Origin of the sequence: Bradyrhizobium genomosp. III, from assembly GCF_000261705.1 — a bacterium.
In the GTDB taxonomy this organism is placed as follows: domain Bacteria; phylum Pseudomonadota; class Alphaproteobacteria; order Rhizobiales; family Xanthobacteraceae; genus Bradyrhizobium; species Bradyrhizobium ottawaense.
In genome coordinates this window covers 70,340-83,432 of the sequence record NZ_AJQF01000351.1, presented here as the reverse complement: position 1 = coordinate 83,432, position 13,093 = coordinate 70,340, and the positions used below count along the sequence as shown (strand labels likewise).

Here is a 13,093-nt window from a genome sequence, read left to right as displayed (position 1 = left end):
TCTTCATGGCGTCGGAGAGGAACTTGCCGATCTCCTGGTCGCCGTTGGCCGAGATGGTGCCGACCTGGGCGATCTCGTCGTTCGAGGTGACCTTCTTGGAGTTCTTCTGGAGGTCTGCAACGACGGCCTCGACCGCGAGGTCGATACCGCGCTTGAGGTCCATCGGGTTCATGCCGGCGGCAACCGACTTGGCGCCTTCGCGCACGATCGCCTGGGCCAGCACGGTGGCGGTGGTGGTGCCGTCGCCGGCCGCGTCAGCGGACTTGGAGGCGACTTCGCGCACCATCTGGGCGCCCATGTTCTCGAACTTGTCCTCGAGCTCGATCTCCTTGGCGACGGTGACGCCGTCCTTGGTGATGCGGGGAGCGCCGAACGACTTGTCGAGCACGACGTTGCGGCCCTTCGGACCGAGCGTGACCTTTACCGCGTTGGCGAGGATGTCGACGCCGCGCAGCATCTTGTCGCGCGCTTCAACCGAGAATTTGACTTCTTTGGCTGCCATCTGGAATTTTCCTTGAGGTTGACTGGAGGGAGAGAGGGGCTCTTAGGCCGCCTTCTTCTTGGAAGCGGGGACGTCGAGGACGCCCATGATGTCGCTTTCCTTCATGATCAAGAGATCGACGCCGTCGATCTTGACTTCAGTGCCGGACCACTTGCCGAACAGCACGCGGTCGCCGACCTTGAGGTCGATCGGGATCAGCTTGCCGGCTTCGTCGCGGCCACCGGGGCCGACGGCGACGACTTCGCCCTGGGAGGGCTTTTCCTTGGCAGTGTCGGGGATGATGATGCCGCCGGCGGTCTTCTCTTCTGCGTCGATGCGCTTGACCACGACGCGGTCGTGAAGCGGACGGAATTTCATGCAGCTCTCCTAAGCATTTGCACGAGTTGATGATTTTCGTCTGTTAGCAATCTGTGCCCGCGAGTGCTAGCACAGGCGAGGCTGAAATAGGACAGGAATTTTGCGGGAGCAAGGGCTTCTAGCAGAAAAATCAGCACCCGGAAGCGCGGACTGCCAGAATCTCTTTTCCATCGTTAACCGAGGCCGAGCCGTATTAGCACGGTGATCCATCTGCTGCTAACGCATTGAATTTCAACAGCTTGTTAAACTTTTGGGCTTGAGATGGGTTGTCAGTTTGCGTCACATTTCTCTCATGTGAGCGCATCAGTACCGGGTGGCTCGTAAGGCGCACACCGACCAGGCCGCCCCTTGAATGCGCTCCTGCAAAGGAGGTTGGCATGGGCGTGCGGAGTGGGGGCGTTTCCGAGGACTTTCGGAAACAGCTTTTAGGTTACGGGCTGACGACGGCACAAATCCTCTACCGGATGCCGGATCATCCCTCGCTGCTCCAGACCTACGTCTGGCAGAACTACGACATGTTTCCGAAATTCCCGGCGCTGAAGGATTTCCTGGCCTTCTGGCAGGAAAAGCTGGACGGTCCCCTCCATTCGGTCACCGTCGCGCACTCCAAGCTGATCAAGCCGGCCGAGCTGCGCGCCGTGGATGGCGTGTTCCGGCTGCATTGAGACGAATATCGGTCTCGTAGGGTGGGCCAAGGCGCTTAAGCGCCGTGCCCACCATCTCTCCATGATCGCGCGCGGAAGGTAGGCACGCTTCCGCCGTCGCTCTTCGAGCTATGGCGGACCAGTCGTTTTGCCAACCCTACCGATATCTCCCTTGCAGCTCGTCGGACGAACGCACTATTCCCGGGATCGCCTGAGGGGCGATCAGGCGCCCTCGCAGCAATAGCGTCTCCACATCGCGCGATAGGCCTCGTCGACCGCTCGCCCGTATGAGACGGGGTTGCTGGCGGCTGCGGCCCGGATCTTGTCGGGCAGCTCGCGGCGCAACCTGTCGAGCTCGCTGATCTCAGAACCTCGGCTCGTTGCGATTTCGATATACGCCTCATGGCTGTCCGTGACCCAGTCCGGCAAGCCGAGAGCGGTGAGGATGGAGCCGGCAGCACGGCTGGGCAGGCTGTTGCCGAGCTTCGCCACCACCGGCACGCCCATCTGCAAGGCTTCCCACGTGCTGACGCCGCCGTTCTGCGGGAACGGGTCGAGGCAGATATCGACGCGATTGAACGATGCCAGATGTTCGCTTCGCAAGGTGGCGCCGAGCAGATCGACGCGTTCGGCCGGCAATCCGCAAGCCTCGAACCGCGCCAGCAAATTTTCGCGGACCAGCTGGTCGTCCAGCGCAACATCCTTGATCAGCAGTCGCGAGCCCGGCACCCGCTCGAGAATCCTGGACCAGACTTGCGCCGCCTCGTCCGAAATCTTGCTGATGCGGTTGAAGACGCCGAAGGTGACGAAGCCGTTCGAGATCGCCGGCGTAGGTGCCCGCGGAATCTCGGTCGGCAGCGAGGCCAGCGTCACGAAGCACGGCAGGTCGACAACGGTCTCCGCAAACAGATGCCGAACCTCGAAGGGAATCGCGACCGGGTCCGAGAACAGATAATCGATCGTCGGCAGCCCGGTGCCAGTGCCGTGACCCCAGCCGTGCACCTGGATCGGTGCAGGCTTGCGCGCAAACACGCCGAGGCGGTTGCCTCTGGTATGGCCGGACAGATCGATCAGGATGTCGATGCCGTCGGCGCGGATCTCGGCGGTGAGGCGATCTTCGGTCCATTGCGAGGCGTCGCGCCAGCGATCGGCGATCCCCTGAAATTCACCGGTCGTCGCATCCACTTTCGACGAACAAGCGTAGCACACGACCTCGAACTGTGCCCGGTCATGGTGTTGGAGCACCGGCTTGAAAATCAACGCAGCCGAATGCGCGTTGAAATCCGACGAGACATAGCCGAGCACCAGACGGCGGTCCGGATCGCGGTTGTTGTCATGCGGGCCCGCCGCGCCTGAAGCGATTTTCGCGCCGACACGCTCCCACCACACCTGACGCGCCTGCTGATGCCGTTCAACGGTGGCGTCCCCCGCAAAATCGAGCGTGAATATCTTGTTGGAGATCGCGCTCTGCAGGTCAGGCTGGATGTCGAGGGCTCTGTCGAAACTGGCGAGGGCTTCGTCGACCCGGCCAAGTCCGGCGAGGCAAAGACCCAGCACCAGGTGAGCTTGAATGGAATCGGGATCGATCGCCAGCGCCTGCTGGCAGTCGTGGGATGCGTGGGCAATTTGCTGGATCTGGAGCAGGACACTGGCCCGCGCGAGCCACCCATTCGCGTCGTCGGGTGCCAGCGCAATTGCCTGATTGCCGTCTGCCAGCGCTTCGTCAAATCGCTGAAGTTCCCGTAAAGCCGTGGCACGGTTCGCCAGCGCCGCGGCATAGTCGGGCTTGATCGACAGCGCGCGGTTCAAGCTTGCGACGGCCTCGTCATAATTGCGTTGACGGCACAGCGCCCAACCCCGGCCGTTGTGGGCTTCGGCAAGGCTTGCGTCGAGTGCGATCGCCTTGTCGTAGCTGTGAAGCGCCTCCTCGTGAAGATCGAGGGCCACGCTCGCGTTACCGAGATTGGAGAGGGTTGCGGCGTGGTTGGGCCGCAAGGCGAGGGCCTTTCGATAGCTCGCGCAGGCCTCGTCGTGACGGCGCAGCCCGTTGAGCGCGACGCCCAGCCTCATATGAGCATCGGCAGATTGCGGATCCACGGCGACCGCCCGGCTCAGCAGGATTTCGGCTTGCTGAAAATTCTTGGCGTCGGACTCCAAAGCACCGAGCATGTGCAGCGCCATGAATTGGTTGGGCGCGAGCTGCAGGAGTTGCCGATAGGCAGCCTGGGCCTCGGCGAGAAGCCCCATCTTGTGTAGCTGGAGCGCATGCCCGAGCAACGGCAGCACTTCGGCTTTTTGCCGTTTCTGAAGCCGGGCATTTTGAAATGCACGCTGACCTACGCTGTTGCCCATGGCTTTAATCCCCCAGAATCTCTCTTCGAGATTAATTCAGCGGGAGAACGAATACGAGACGACGGCCGTTCGCCACGACAGCTTGGGACAAGCTACGACCGATCGGGTCATTGAGCCGCTAGCCTTGCGCCCGGCAATTGCCGCCTCATCCAAGACTGGATAATCTGTGCTCGGGTTGTACCCGTCCGGCGGGCGCGCTCAGATCAGGGAGGCAGACAATGGCCAAGCAAAAGGCATCAAGACCCGCAACGAAGACCGCAGTGAAGAAGCGGAGCGGCGCCAAAGCGGCGGCGCGATCCTCGGCACGCAAGGCGGTGAAGGCAAAGGCTCGCACTGCCGTATCGAAGAAGCCCGCACGTCCCAGGCAGCGCATCGCGATCAGCCATCACCGCGAGGAAGACTTCAAGGCCGATGGCCTGCGCGCTTACGCGAAATACCGCGACCTCGGCATCGCCGACGCTAGCCATGGCCTCGCGCAAGCGCACGTGATCCGGCTGCAAGGTCCTTGCGATCCGGCTGAGGTGTCAAAGCTGCATTTTCACGACGTCGACTTCCAGATGGTCTACGTGCTCAAGGGCTGGGTGAAGACTTATATGGACGGGCAGGGCGAGACGTTGATGAAAGAAGGCAGCGCCTGGACCCAGCCGCCGAAGATCAAGCACATGATCCTGGATTATTCGGATGACGTCGAACTGCTGGAGGTGATCCTGCCGGCGGAGTTCAGGACGGTGGAATTGAAGGCGTAGGCCGATCTCTCTCCTACGTCATTGCTGTGATGGGTACGTAGCCCGGATTGCGCTGCATTCCATCCGGGCTGCAGGACCGTCGCGACTCCAGCCCCCACACCGCCATCAAGCACGTCGTCAGCGTTCTCGTCACGATCGCTAAAAAGCACGCGATCTGGGAAACCGGGCAATTACCAGTCGGATGGTTTCAGCTGACCTGCAGGGCGGGCGCTAACCAATCGAAAATACCTCTCGCGGCAACTCAAGGATGTGAAAACGCGGGAGTGCTTTCATGGCGACCAACACTTTTGGCCGACGCGGCGTTACGGCGCCGCCGTCAAGAGCGTCGTTTCAACCCGTCGCCGCGCCGACCGTGCGGGAGATCGTGCGCGACCCCGCTCGGCCCTTGCCGAGCGAAGGGACGCTTTTTGGCGATAACAGGCTTCTGGCCGATATCCCTTTCCTCACCATTGGCCTGATTTTCGGTCTGCTTTTGATCTTCGCTCTGCAACGCAGCCTGGCCATCGACGTTGCGCGGGATGGTGACCTCGACGTCCGCTCGCTGATCGCCCAGGGCGCGTCGGGCTACGATCTCGTTGTCGGACGAGGAGAGTGGTGGAGGATTGGCCTTGCGCCGCTGCTGCACGGCAGCGGGTGGCACCTCGTCAGCAACTGCATTGGGTTGTTCATCGTCGGCGTCAGGCTGGAGTCTCTGATCGGCCGTGGCTGGTTTGCGCTGATCTTCGTCGCCAGTGCAGTGGCGGGCGAGGTCGGCTCTCTGCTGGGCAATGGCCCCGGCACGGTGGGCGTGGGCGCGTCCGGCGCCATCACCGGGCTCATCGCCGCGCTGTTCGTCGCGAGCTTCGAGCCCGAAGCGGACGCCGATCAAACCATATCGAGACTGAAGACGTCGCTCTTCTTCGGTGTTCCCGCACTGCTGCCGCTGGCATTCGGCGCCTCGGGCAATGTCAACTATTATGCCCATGCAGGCGGTGCGGTGGCCGGTGCCGCGCTTGCGATCACGCCGTGGCTCGCCTTCTGGTCCTATGACAGCCTGCCGCGGAGCGCCGGCATGACGTTGCTTGCAGCATCCCTCGGATCTCTGATCTGAGCCGGCTTCGCCGCCGTTCATTATTCGTCCTACATGGCCGATGCCGTGCACTATATCCGCGCGTCGGAAGTGCCGGCGAAGGCTGACGAGATGGTCAGCCGGTCGTTCGATCTCGTCACCCGCTACCCAAAAGACGCGCGGGCCCACGTGTTCCGTGCGGTCTTCTTCCTGGAACAAGCCAACCTCAGTGCCGCCGAGACGGAGGCGCGAACCGCCCTGTCGCTCGCCGCTTCAGATGTGGCGGGTGGGCCGGTGCGCTCCGGGGCACAGGGCTTGATGGCGGTGTTGCTGTGGGCGCAGGGACGAACGAGCGAGGCGAAGGCCATGGCGGTCGAGCCCTGCCGTGCCAAGCTGGCCGAGGTGCGCCGCATCTTGCAGAAGTCGAAATTGTGCAGTTGACCAGGCTACGGCATCACCACGGGTCACGTGATGACCCCCACCACCGCCCCCATCAAGCACGTCGTCAGCGTTCCTGATACGATCGACTTCAATCCCAGCGCGTTGATCTCCTCGCGCCGCTCCGGCGCCATCACGCCCAAGCCGCCGATCATGATGCCGAGGCTGGCGAAGTTAGCGAAGCCGCACATCGCGTAGAGCATGATCAGTCGCGAGCGCGGGTCGAGCGCATCGCCCGGCAGCTTCGCAAAGTCGACATAGGCGATCAATTCGTTGAGCACGGTCTTGGTGCCCATCAGGCTACCGGCCGTCACCGCCTGATCCCATGGCAGCCCCATCAGCCAGCACACCGGCGCCATCACGAGACCGAGCAGGCGCTGCAACGAGATCGCGGCGCCGCCAACATTCGGCAGCAGGCCGAGCATGGCGTTGACGAGATAGACCAGCGCCACCAGCACCAGCAGCATGGCGACGATGTTGATCAGCAGCTCGATCCCCGCGCTGGTGCCTTTCACGATCGCATCCATCGTGCTGGAGACTTCCATCTCCGGATCTTCGAGCGTGCCGCCGGTACGCGTGTTGGAGGTTTCAGGCACCATGATCAGGCTGACGAGGATCGCGGCCGGCGCGCCCAGCACGGAGGCGATGACGAAGTGCGCGGCCGCGTCGGGAATGAGAGGAGCAAGGAGCGTCGCATAGAGCACCAGCACGGTGCCGGCGATGCCCGCCATGCCGCCGGTCATCACCAGGAACAATTCGCTGCGAGTCATCTGCTTCAGATACGGCCGCACGAACAGCGGCGCCTCGACCATGCCGAGAAAGATATTGGCGGCGGTCGAGAGGCCCACCGCGCCGCCGACGCCGAGCGTCCGCTCCAGCAGCCAGGCCATGCCGCGCACGATCGGCGGCAGCACGCGCCAATAGAACAGCAGCGTCGTCAGCACGCTCATGACCAGCACGATCGGCAGCGCCTGGAACGCCAGGATGAAATCGGCGCCAGGCACCTTGAGGTCGAAGGGCAGGGCGCCGCCGCCGACATAGCCGAACACGAAGGCGGAGCCGGCGCGCGAGGCCGCGGAGATCGCGCCGACCGCATCGTTGATGGCGCCGAAGGCGTGCGCGACGACCGGCAGCTTCAGGAGCACGATCGCGGTGACGAAGGTGGCGACGAGGCCGATCGCCGCCTGCCGCAGCGACACGGCGCGCCGATTCTCCGCCAATGCGAAGGCGATCAACAGCAATGCGAAAATGCCGAGTGCCGATTGCAAACGCAGCATGATGTCCCCAAACCCTCAATGATTATGGCCGGGCCGGCGCTGCAAAGGCAATGCCGGGAGCCGCTAGAAGCGGCCCACTGTTGACAAGCGGGGCCACCTCGGCCACGCGGGGGCCTTCGACAGTGAGGGGGAGAGCGGTCCGAGGGTGACCCAAAAGGCGATGCCAGAGCAGCTAAATTCCGGACATCCGCCGGTCAGCGCCCGCGCGCTCCTCGCCCACCGCGCGTTCCTGTTCTTCCTGCTCTCGCGCAACCTGTCGCGCTTTTCCAGCCAGATCGCGGCGGTCGCGATCGGCTGGCAGATCTACGATCTCACCGGCTCGGCCTTCGACCTCGGCATGGTCGGCCTCGTGCAGTTCCTGCCCACCGCGCTCCTGGTGTTCGTCGCCGGCCACGCCGCCGACCGCTATGAGCGCAAGCGGGTGGTCCAGCTCTGCCAGCTCGTTGAAGCGGCGACCGCGCTCTATCTCGCAATCATCACCTATCTCGGCGCGGTCGGCGAAGTCCAGATCTTCATCGCGACCTTCGTGCTCGGCATTGCCGGCGCGTTCGAGAGCCCGACCACGGCGGCGCTGCTGCCGCTGATCGCGCCGCAGGGCTCGCTTCAGCGCGCCACCGCAGTCTCCAGCGGGGCGGCGCAGGTCGCGACCATCACCGGCCCGGCGCTCGGCGGCTTCGCCTATGCGGTCGCCCCGCATCTTGCCTATGCCATGATGGTGCTGTTCTGGATCTTCGGCATGATCCTGACCGGCTTCATCCGGCCGCGTCCGCAGGCGATCGCGAAGCAGGGGATGGACTCGGACAACATCTTTGCCGGCGTTCGCTTCATTCGCAGCAATCCGGCGATCCTTGGCACCATCTCGCTGGACCTGTTCGCGGTGCTGTTCGGCGGCGTCACCGCGCTGCTGCCGATCTATGCCCGCGACATCCTGCAGACCGGTCCGGTCGGGCTCGGCGTGCTCCGTGCCGCGCCGGCGGTCGGTGCGCTCCTGATGACCATGGTGCTGGCACGTCACGCCATCTCGAGGCACGTGGGCCTGCGCATGTTCCAGGCCGTGATCGTGTTCGGCCTCGCCACCATCGTATTCGCGCTGTCCTCCTGGATGTGGCTGTCGGTGCTCGCGCTCGCCGTGCTCGGTGCTGCCGACACGATCAGCGTCGTGATCCGCTTCTCGCTGGTGCAGCTGTCCACGCCCGACGAGATGCGCGGCCGGGTCGGCGCGGTGAACTTCCTCTTCATCAACGCCTCGAACCAGCTCGGCCAGTTCGAAAGCGGAGTGGCCGCCGCACTGCTCGGCGCCATGCCGGCCGCCGTGCTCGGCGGCGTTGCCACCGTTGCGGTGGCGCTTTTGTGGATGAAGCTGTTTCCGAGCCTGCGGCAGGTGGAGAGTTTGGAGTAGGGGAATGTCTCGTGTCCCGGACGCGGTGCGGAACGAAGTGACGCGCCGCTGAGCCGGGACCCAGGAGGCCAAGCACGAGATCGCGGAGGCATGGGCCCCGGCTCAGCGGCGCGTCATTGCATGCCGCGCCGCGTCCGGGGCATGGGACTGGATGCCCCCCGAAAGTCTCGGACAAAGCACAGAGGAATCAAAGAGATCCCTACTGTGCATGGGGTTGTTTTCGCAATTTTGAGTTCAGCCCCGCCCCACGAACGGCATCTTGGTCGCCATCACCGTCATGGTCAGCACGTTGGCATCGAGCGGCAGGCCGGCCATGTAGGCCACGGCATCGCCGACCGCTTTCGCATCCATGCGCGGCTCGTGCTTGGTGGTGCCGTCAGGCTGCAGCACGCCGGGGCCGTTGACCATGCGATCGGTCATCGGGGTCGCGGCGTTGCCGATGTCGACCTGGCCGACGGCGATGTCGTACATGCGGCCGTCGAGATTGCTGGCCTTGGTCAGGCCGGTGATGGCGTGCTTGGTCGAGGTGTAGGCCGCCGAGAACGGGCGCGGCGCGTGCGCCGAGATCGAGCCGTTGTTGATGATGCGGCCGCCGCGCGGGGTCTGATCCTTCATGATGCGGAAGGCGTGCTGGGTACACAGGAACGGCCCGGTGAGGTTGGTGTTCACCACCGCCTGCCACTGCTCGAGGCCGAGATCCTCGAAGTTGACGGCGGGGGCACCCATGCCGGCATTGTTGAAGAGCACGTCGAGGCGGCCGTAGGTCGCCTTCACCTTGTCAAACAGTGCCGCGATCGAATCAGGCTTGGTCATGTCGGCGGTGACGCACAGGCTTTTGCCGGCGGGGCCGAGCTTTGCCGTCTCCTCGAGCATGTCGAGCCGGCGGCCGACCAGCACCACGGTGAAGCCGGTGTTCATCAATGCCAGCGACGCGGCGCGCCCGACACCGGTGCCGGCGCCCGTCACCACTGCGATCTTCTTTGCTTCGCTCATTGTTTCCTGCCTTTTCTCATGCTGTCAGGTTTTGGGTTCTTTTTCGTTCTTGTAGGGCGGCCGCGGAATGTTCTGGTGCGCCGCGCGCAGCGCCGCCGACCAGCGCGAGCGCAGATCGTGGAAATAGGGCTCGCCCGCCTCGATGCGATGGTTGAGATCGGCCTCGCAGGCTCCGGCGCGCACCACCAGCACGTCGATCGGCAGGCCGACGCCGAGATTGGAGCGCATGGTCGAATCCATCGAGATCAGGCCGGTCTTCAGCGCCTCGTACAGCTCGACGTCGTAATGCATGGCGCGGTCGAGCACGGGCTTGCCGTATTTGTGCTCGCCGATCTGCAAGTACGGCGTATCGGTGGTGCACTCGATGAAATTGCCGGCGGTGTAGATCATGAACAGGCGCATGCGCGAGCCCTTGATCTGGCCGCCGAACAGGAACGAGACGTCGAACGAGACGTCCTCGGATCTCAGCGCGGGACCTTCGGTGGCGTGCACGGCGCGGATCGCCCGGCCGATGCGCTGGGCGGCCTGGAACATGGTCGGCGCGTTCATCAGCGTCTCGACCTCACCCGTGTTGGGGTCCTCCAGGCCTTCGGTCAGCGTGGACAGCACCGACTGGCTGATGGCGAGGTTGCCGGCGCTGGCGATCGCCATGATGCGCTCGCCGGGCTTCGAGAAGATGTGCAGCTTGCGGAAGGTCGAGACGTTGTCGAGGCCGGCATTGGTGCGGGTGTCGGCGATCATCACCAGACCGTCCCGAACCAGGATTCCGCAACAATAGGTCATTTCCAGTCCCCGAACGCGTTTGCGCGGAATTACTAGCCAATTTCGGAGGCCGGTCCAACCCCCGATTCCCATGGGAAGGTCGTCATTCCGGGAGCGGCAGCTAGCTCTGTCACTCAATCCGCCGCATCCACGAGAAACGCCTCGTCAACCGGCACGCCGAGTGCCGTGACCAGCCGGTTGGTCTCCGCGGCCATGCCGACGATGGCGAGCATCTCGGCATATTCGGCCTCCGTCATGCCCTTGGCCCGTGCAGCGGCGGTGTGCGAATGGATGCAGTAGCTGCAGCCATGCGCGATGGAAACCGCGACATAAAGCATTTCCTTGACCTTGGGATCGAGTGCGCCGGGAGCCATCACCTCCTTGATGCTCTCCCACGTCCTGCGCAGCGTCTTCGGATCATGCGCCAACGCGCGCCAGAAATTGTTGACGAAGTCCGACTTCCGCACCTTGCGGATATCGTCGAAGACGGCGCGCGCTTCGGTGGAGAGTTCATCGTCCGAAAGCAGCTTTACAGTGGCCATTGGTACCTCGCGGGGGGCAGCTTCGATCCCCGCGAGTGTAGCACGACCCATGCTTCGGACGGCTGCGCCTAGCTCTGCCGTTGGGATTGCGATTGCGACGGCCCGCCGCGGCCGGCCTGCTCGACCTTCACGGCCACGGCCAGCGTCTCAGCGCCGCCGCCATAGCGGGTGCCACGCACCGGGGCTGCGCCGAGATAGTCGAGGCCGATCGCGACGCGGACATGGGCGTCGGTGGCGCAGATGCTGTTGGCGGGATCGAATCCGACCCAGCCGAGATCGGGAACGTAGGCTTCAGCCCAGGCATGGCCGGCGTCCTGATGCACCGTGCCGTCCGAGCGCAGGAAGTGGCCGGAGACGAAGCGCGCCGGTACGCCGCCGGTGCGGGCGCAGGCAATGAAGATGTGCGCGTAGTCCTGGCAGACCCCGCGCTTGAGCGTGAACGCCTCCGCCGCCGAGGTTCCGCTGTTGGTCGGGTCCTCGTCGAAGGTCATGTGATCGCCGATCTCGGTCATCAGCGTATGCAGGAAGCCGAGCGTGTCGCTCTCGGCCTCGCTGCGCAACTGGCGCGCAACCGCCATCATCGCCGGATTGACCGAGGTGAGATCGGTGGCGCGCAAGAACATGCCGGCCGGAAAACGCTCGTCGGTCCCGCGCAGCACGCCGCCGGTGTCGTGGGTCTCGATCAGGCCTTCTGCGGTGATCTTGATGTCGCCGACAGGCCCGCAGGACAGCACATGGGTGACGTTGCCGAAGGCGTCCTCGTGGGTGTCGAGCTTGGTGTCGGTGGAGACGTCGATCTGCCATTCCGCCACATACTGCCCGTCATGGCTGCCGGGCGTCATGCGCAGGATCTGGATCACGCTGGTGGCCGCCGGCTCGTAGCGATAGGTCGTGGTGTGCAGGATTCGCAGGCGCATGGTGGACCGTGTCGTTAGTGGTTAGGCCCGACTGTCGCCGCAAAGAAGCTCGTCGTGCCCGGGCTTGTCCCGGGGATCCACTTTCTTCCTCGTCGCGCGAAAGCAAGAACGTGGATGGCCGGGACAAGCCCGGCCATGACGGTATCCCATGTCGTCAGCCGGGTGACATCAGATCAAATACTGCTTCGTGATGATTTCGCCCAGCCTGGAATTGTCGGTGATGAATTCCTGAATGAATTCATGCACGCCATGCTGGAAAATGTCGTTCATATTGCTGTGTTCCAGCCGGTTGCGGATGCCGCGGGCGTGGCGCTGGGCCGGGCCCTGGCGGCCATAGGCGACACCGATCTGGTCGAGGTTGCGCACGAGATTGCCGTAGCAGCTGGCCAGCGAGCGCGGCAGCGTGTCGTTGAGGATGAGCAGGTCCGCGATCAGCCACGGCTTCAGCGTCTCGCGATAGACCCAGTGATAGGCCGTCAGCGCCGAGACCGAGCGCAGGATCGAGCTCCACTGATAGAAATCGAGCGGGCCGCCGACATGCTCCTCCTCGGGCAGCAGCACGTGATACTTCACGTCGAGAATGCGCGCGGTGTTGTCGGCGCGCTCCAGATGCACGCCCATCCGCGAAAACCAGTAGGCGTCGTTGCGCAGCATGGTCCGGTACGCCGAGCCGTCGAAGCGCAGCGAGGTCTCCTGCACGAAGCGCAGGAATTTTGCGAGGTCCTCGCGCGTCGAGGTGCCCTTGCTCCAGACCGCCTGAAGCTCGATCCAGGCCGAGTTGATGGTGTCCCACATCTCGCTGGTCAGCGCGGTGCGGACCGAGCGCGAGTTCAGCCGCGCCGCCTCGATGCAGTTCCTGATCGAGGATGGGTTGTCCACGGAGAACGAGAGGTAGTCGACGACGTTGTGCTCGTTGGCTTCCTCGTAGGTCTGATAGAAGCTGGCAGCGACGCCGGCGGTGAGCAGCGCCGAGTCCCATTCATTGGTCTTGCCAATATAGGCGGCGGGAAGCGCGGTGACGCGCAGCGTCGCATCGATGGTGCGCGCGAGATACTCGGCCCGTTCGACGTAGCGGGCGAGCCAGTAGAGGTTTTCGGCGGTACGCGACAGCATCTG

General features: G+C 63.9%; 14 protein-coding genes. 5 read left to right on the top strand and 9 right to left on the bottom strand.

The window, feature by feature from the left end; genetic code table 11:
- Positions 1-502: TCP-1/cpn60 chaperonin family protein (locus IC66_RS0128490; RefSeq protein ID WP_038949947.1), on the bottom strand; the 502-nt coding region annotated here is incomplete at its 3' end.
- A 42-nt stretch (positions 503-544) separates the two neighbouring features.
- Complete coding sequence (locus IC66_RS0128485) at positions 545-859, bottom strand: co-chaperone GroES (RefSeq protein WP_014494241.1); 315 nt, start codon at positions 857-859, stop codon at positions 545-547.
- A gap of 377 nt (positions 860-1,236) precedes the next feature.
- Between IC66_RS0128485 and IC66_RS0128480 the strand changes: the two genes are divergently transcribed.
- Positions 1,237-1,524 carry an usg protein gene (locus IC66_RS0128480; RefSeq protein WP_028141201.1) on the top strand — a complete coding sequence of 96 codons (288 nt, stop codon included), beginning with the start codon at positions 1,237-1,239 and terminating at the stop codon, positions 1,522-1,524.
- Between the two features lie 201 nt (positions 1,525-1,725).
- Here IC66_RS0128480 and IC66_RS0128475 read toward each other — a convergent pair whose 3' ends face one another.
- Entirely contained in the window at positions 1,726-3,855 is a 2,130-nt protein-coding gene (locus IC66_RS0128475) for an O-linked N-acetylglucosamine transferase, SPINDLY family protein (protein WP_038949946.1), read from the bottom strand.
- 218 nt (positions 3,856-4,073) lie between these two features.
- On the opposite strand from IC66_RS0128475, the gene IC66_RS0128470 reads away from it, so the two are divergent.
- The 3 genes from IC66_RS0128470 to IC66_RS48475 all read left to right on the top strand — a co-directional run bounded on the left by IC66_RS0128470 (position 4,074) and on the right by IC66_RS48475 (position 6,090).
- On the top strand, positions 4,074-4,601 hold the full coding sequence (locus tag IC66_RS0128470; protein ID WP_038949945.1) for a cupin domain-containing protein: 528 nt from the start codon (positions 4,074-4,076) through the stop codon (positions 4,599-4,601).
- 271 nt (positions 4,602-4,872) lie between these two features.
- Positions 4,873-5,691, top strand: a complete 819-nt coding sequence (locus IC66_RS48480; RefSeq protein WP_244429182.1) for a rhomboid family intramembrane serine protease — start codon at positions 4,873-4,875, stop codon at positions 5,689-5,691.
- A gap of 33 nt (positions 5,692-5,724) precedes the next feature.
- Positions 5,725-6,090: a hypothetical protein gene (locus IC66_RS48475; RefSeq protein WP_244429181.1), complete on the top strand. Its 366-nt coding sequence runs from the start codon at positions 5,725-5,727 to the stop codon at positions 6,088-6,090.
- A 23-nt stretch (positions 6,091-6,113) separates the two neighbouring features.
- Here IC66_RS48475 and IC66_RS0128460 read toward each other — a convergent pair whose 3' ends face one another.
- A complete protein-coding gene (locus IC66_RS0128460) occupies positions 6,114-7,364 on the bottom strand; it encodes a NupC/NupG family nucleoside CNT transporter (RefSeq protein WP_038949944.1) in 1,251 nt (416 codons plus the stop codon).
- Between the two features lie 160 nt (positions 7,365-7,524).
- Between IC66_RS0128460 and IC66_RS0128455 the strand changes: the two genes are divergently transcribed.
- A complete protein-coding gene (locus IC66_RS0128455; RefSeq protein WP_038949943.1) occupies positions 7,525-8,763 on the top strand; it encodes an MFS transporter in 1,239 nt (412 codons plus the stop codon).
- A 234-nt stretch (positions 8,764-8,997) separates the two neighbouring features.
- Here the strand turns inward: IC66_RS0128455 and IC66_RS0128450 are convergent, their stop codons facing one another.
- The 5 genes from IC66_RS0128450 to IC66_RS0128430 form a co-directional block, all read right to left on the bottom strand.
- Positions 8,998-9,756 carry an SDR family oxidoreductase gene (locus tag IC66_RS0128450; protein WP_028141195.1) on the bottom strand — a complete coding sequence of 253 codons (759 nt, stop codon included), beginning with the start codon at positions 9,754-9,756 and terminating at the stop codon, positions 8,998-9,000.
- Positions 9,757-9,780: 24 nt separating this feature from the next.
- Complete coding sequence (locus tag IC66_RS0128445; protein WP_038949941.1) at positions 9,781-10,539, bottom strand: proteasome-type protease; 759 nt, start codon at positions 10,537-10,539, stop codon at positions 9,781-9,783.
- 113 nt (positions 10,540-10,652) lie between these two features.
- Entirely contained in the window at positions 10,653-11,060 is a 408-nt protein-coding gene (locus IC66_RS0128440) for a carboxymuconolactone decarboxylase family protein (protein WP_028141193.1), read from the bottom strand.
- 68 nt (positions 11,061-11,128) lie between these two features.
- Positions 11,129-11,977: a transglutaminase family protein gene (locus IC66_RS0128435; protein ID WP_038949940.1), complete on the bottom strand. Its 849-nt coding sequence runs from the start codon at positions 11,975-11,977 to the stop codon at positions 11,129-11,131.
- A 168-nt stretch (positions 11,978-12,145) separates the two neighbouring features.
- The gene (locus IC66_RS0128430) at positions 12,146-13,090 is read right to left on the bottom strand and encodes an alpha-E domain-containing protein (protein WP_028141191.1); all 945 of its coding nucleotides are present in this window, start codon (positions 13,088-13,090) and stop codon (positions 12,146-12,148) included.
- Positions 13,091-13,093: the final 3 nt, after the last annotated feature.

Bases quoted from the DNA above. Each gene is read 5' to 3' on its own strand.
- IC66_RS0128455 (WP_038949943.1), top strand. From the start codon at position 7,525: ATGCCAGAGCAGCTAAATTCCGGACATCCGCCGGTCAGCGCCCGCGCG.
- IC66_RS0128480 (WP_028141201.1), top strand. From the start codon at position 1,237: ATGGGCGTGCGGAGTGGGGGCGTTTCCGAGGACTTTCGGAAACAGCTT.
- IC66_RS0128430 (WP_028141191.1), bottom strand. From the start codon at position 13,090: ATGCTGTCGCGTACCGCCGAAAACCTCTACTGGCTCGCCCGCTACGTC.
- IC66_RS0128460 (WP_038949944.1), bottom strand. From the start codon at position 7,364: ATGCTGCGTTTGCAATCGGCACTCGGCATTTTCGCATTGCTGTTGATC.
- IC66_RS0128470 (WP_038949945.1), top strand. From the start codon at position 4,074: ATGGCCAAGCAAAAGGCATCAAGACCCGCAACGAAGACCGCAGTGAAG.
- IC66_RS0128475 (WP_038949946.1), bottom strand. From the start codon at position 3,855: ATGGGCAACAGCGTAGGTCAGCGTGCATTTCAAAATGCCCGGCTTCAG.
- IC66_RS0128440 (WP_028141193.1), bottom strand. From the start codon at position 11,060: ATGGCCACTGTAAAGCTGCTTTCGGACGATGAACTCTCCACCGAAGCG.
- IC66_RS0128485 (WP_014494241.1), bottom strand. From the start codon at position 859: ATGAAATTCCGTCCGCTTCACGACCGCGTCGTGGTCAAGCGCATCGAC.
- IC66_RS0128445 (WP_038949941.1), bottom strand. From the start codon at position 10,539: ATGACCTATTGTTGCGGAATCCTGGTTCGGGACGGTCTGGTGATGATC.
- IC66_RS48475 (WP_244429181.1), top strand. From the start codon at position 5,725: ATGGCCGATGCCGTGCACTATATCCGCGCGTCGGAAGTGCCGGCGAAG.
- IC66_RS48480 (WP_244429182.1), top strand. From the start codon at position 4,873: ATGGCGACCAACACTTTTGGCCGACGCGGCGTTACGGCGCCGCCGTCA.
- IC66_RS0128435 (WP_038949940.1), bottom strand. From the start codon at position 11,977: ATGCGCCTGCGAATCCTGCACACCACGACCTATCGCTACGAGCCGGCG.
- IC66_RS0128450 (WP_028141195.1), bottom strand. From the start codon at position 9,756: ATGAGCGAAGCAAAGAAGATCGCAGTGGTGACGGGCGCCGGCACCGGT.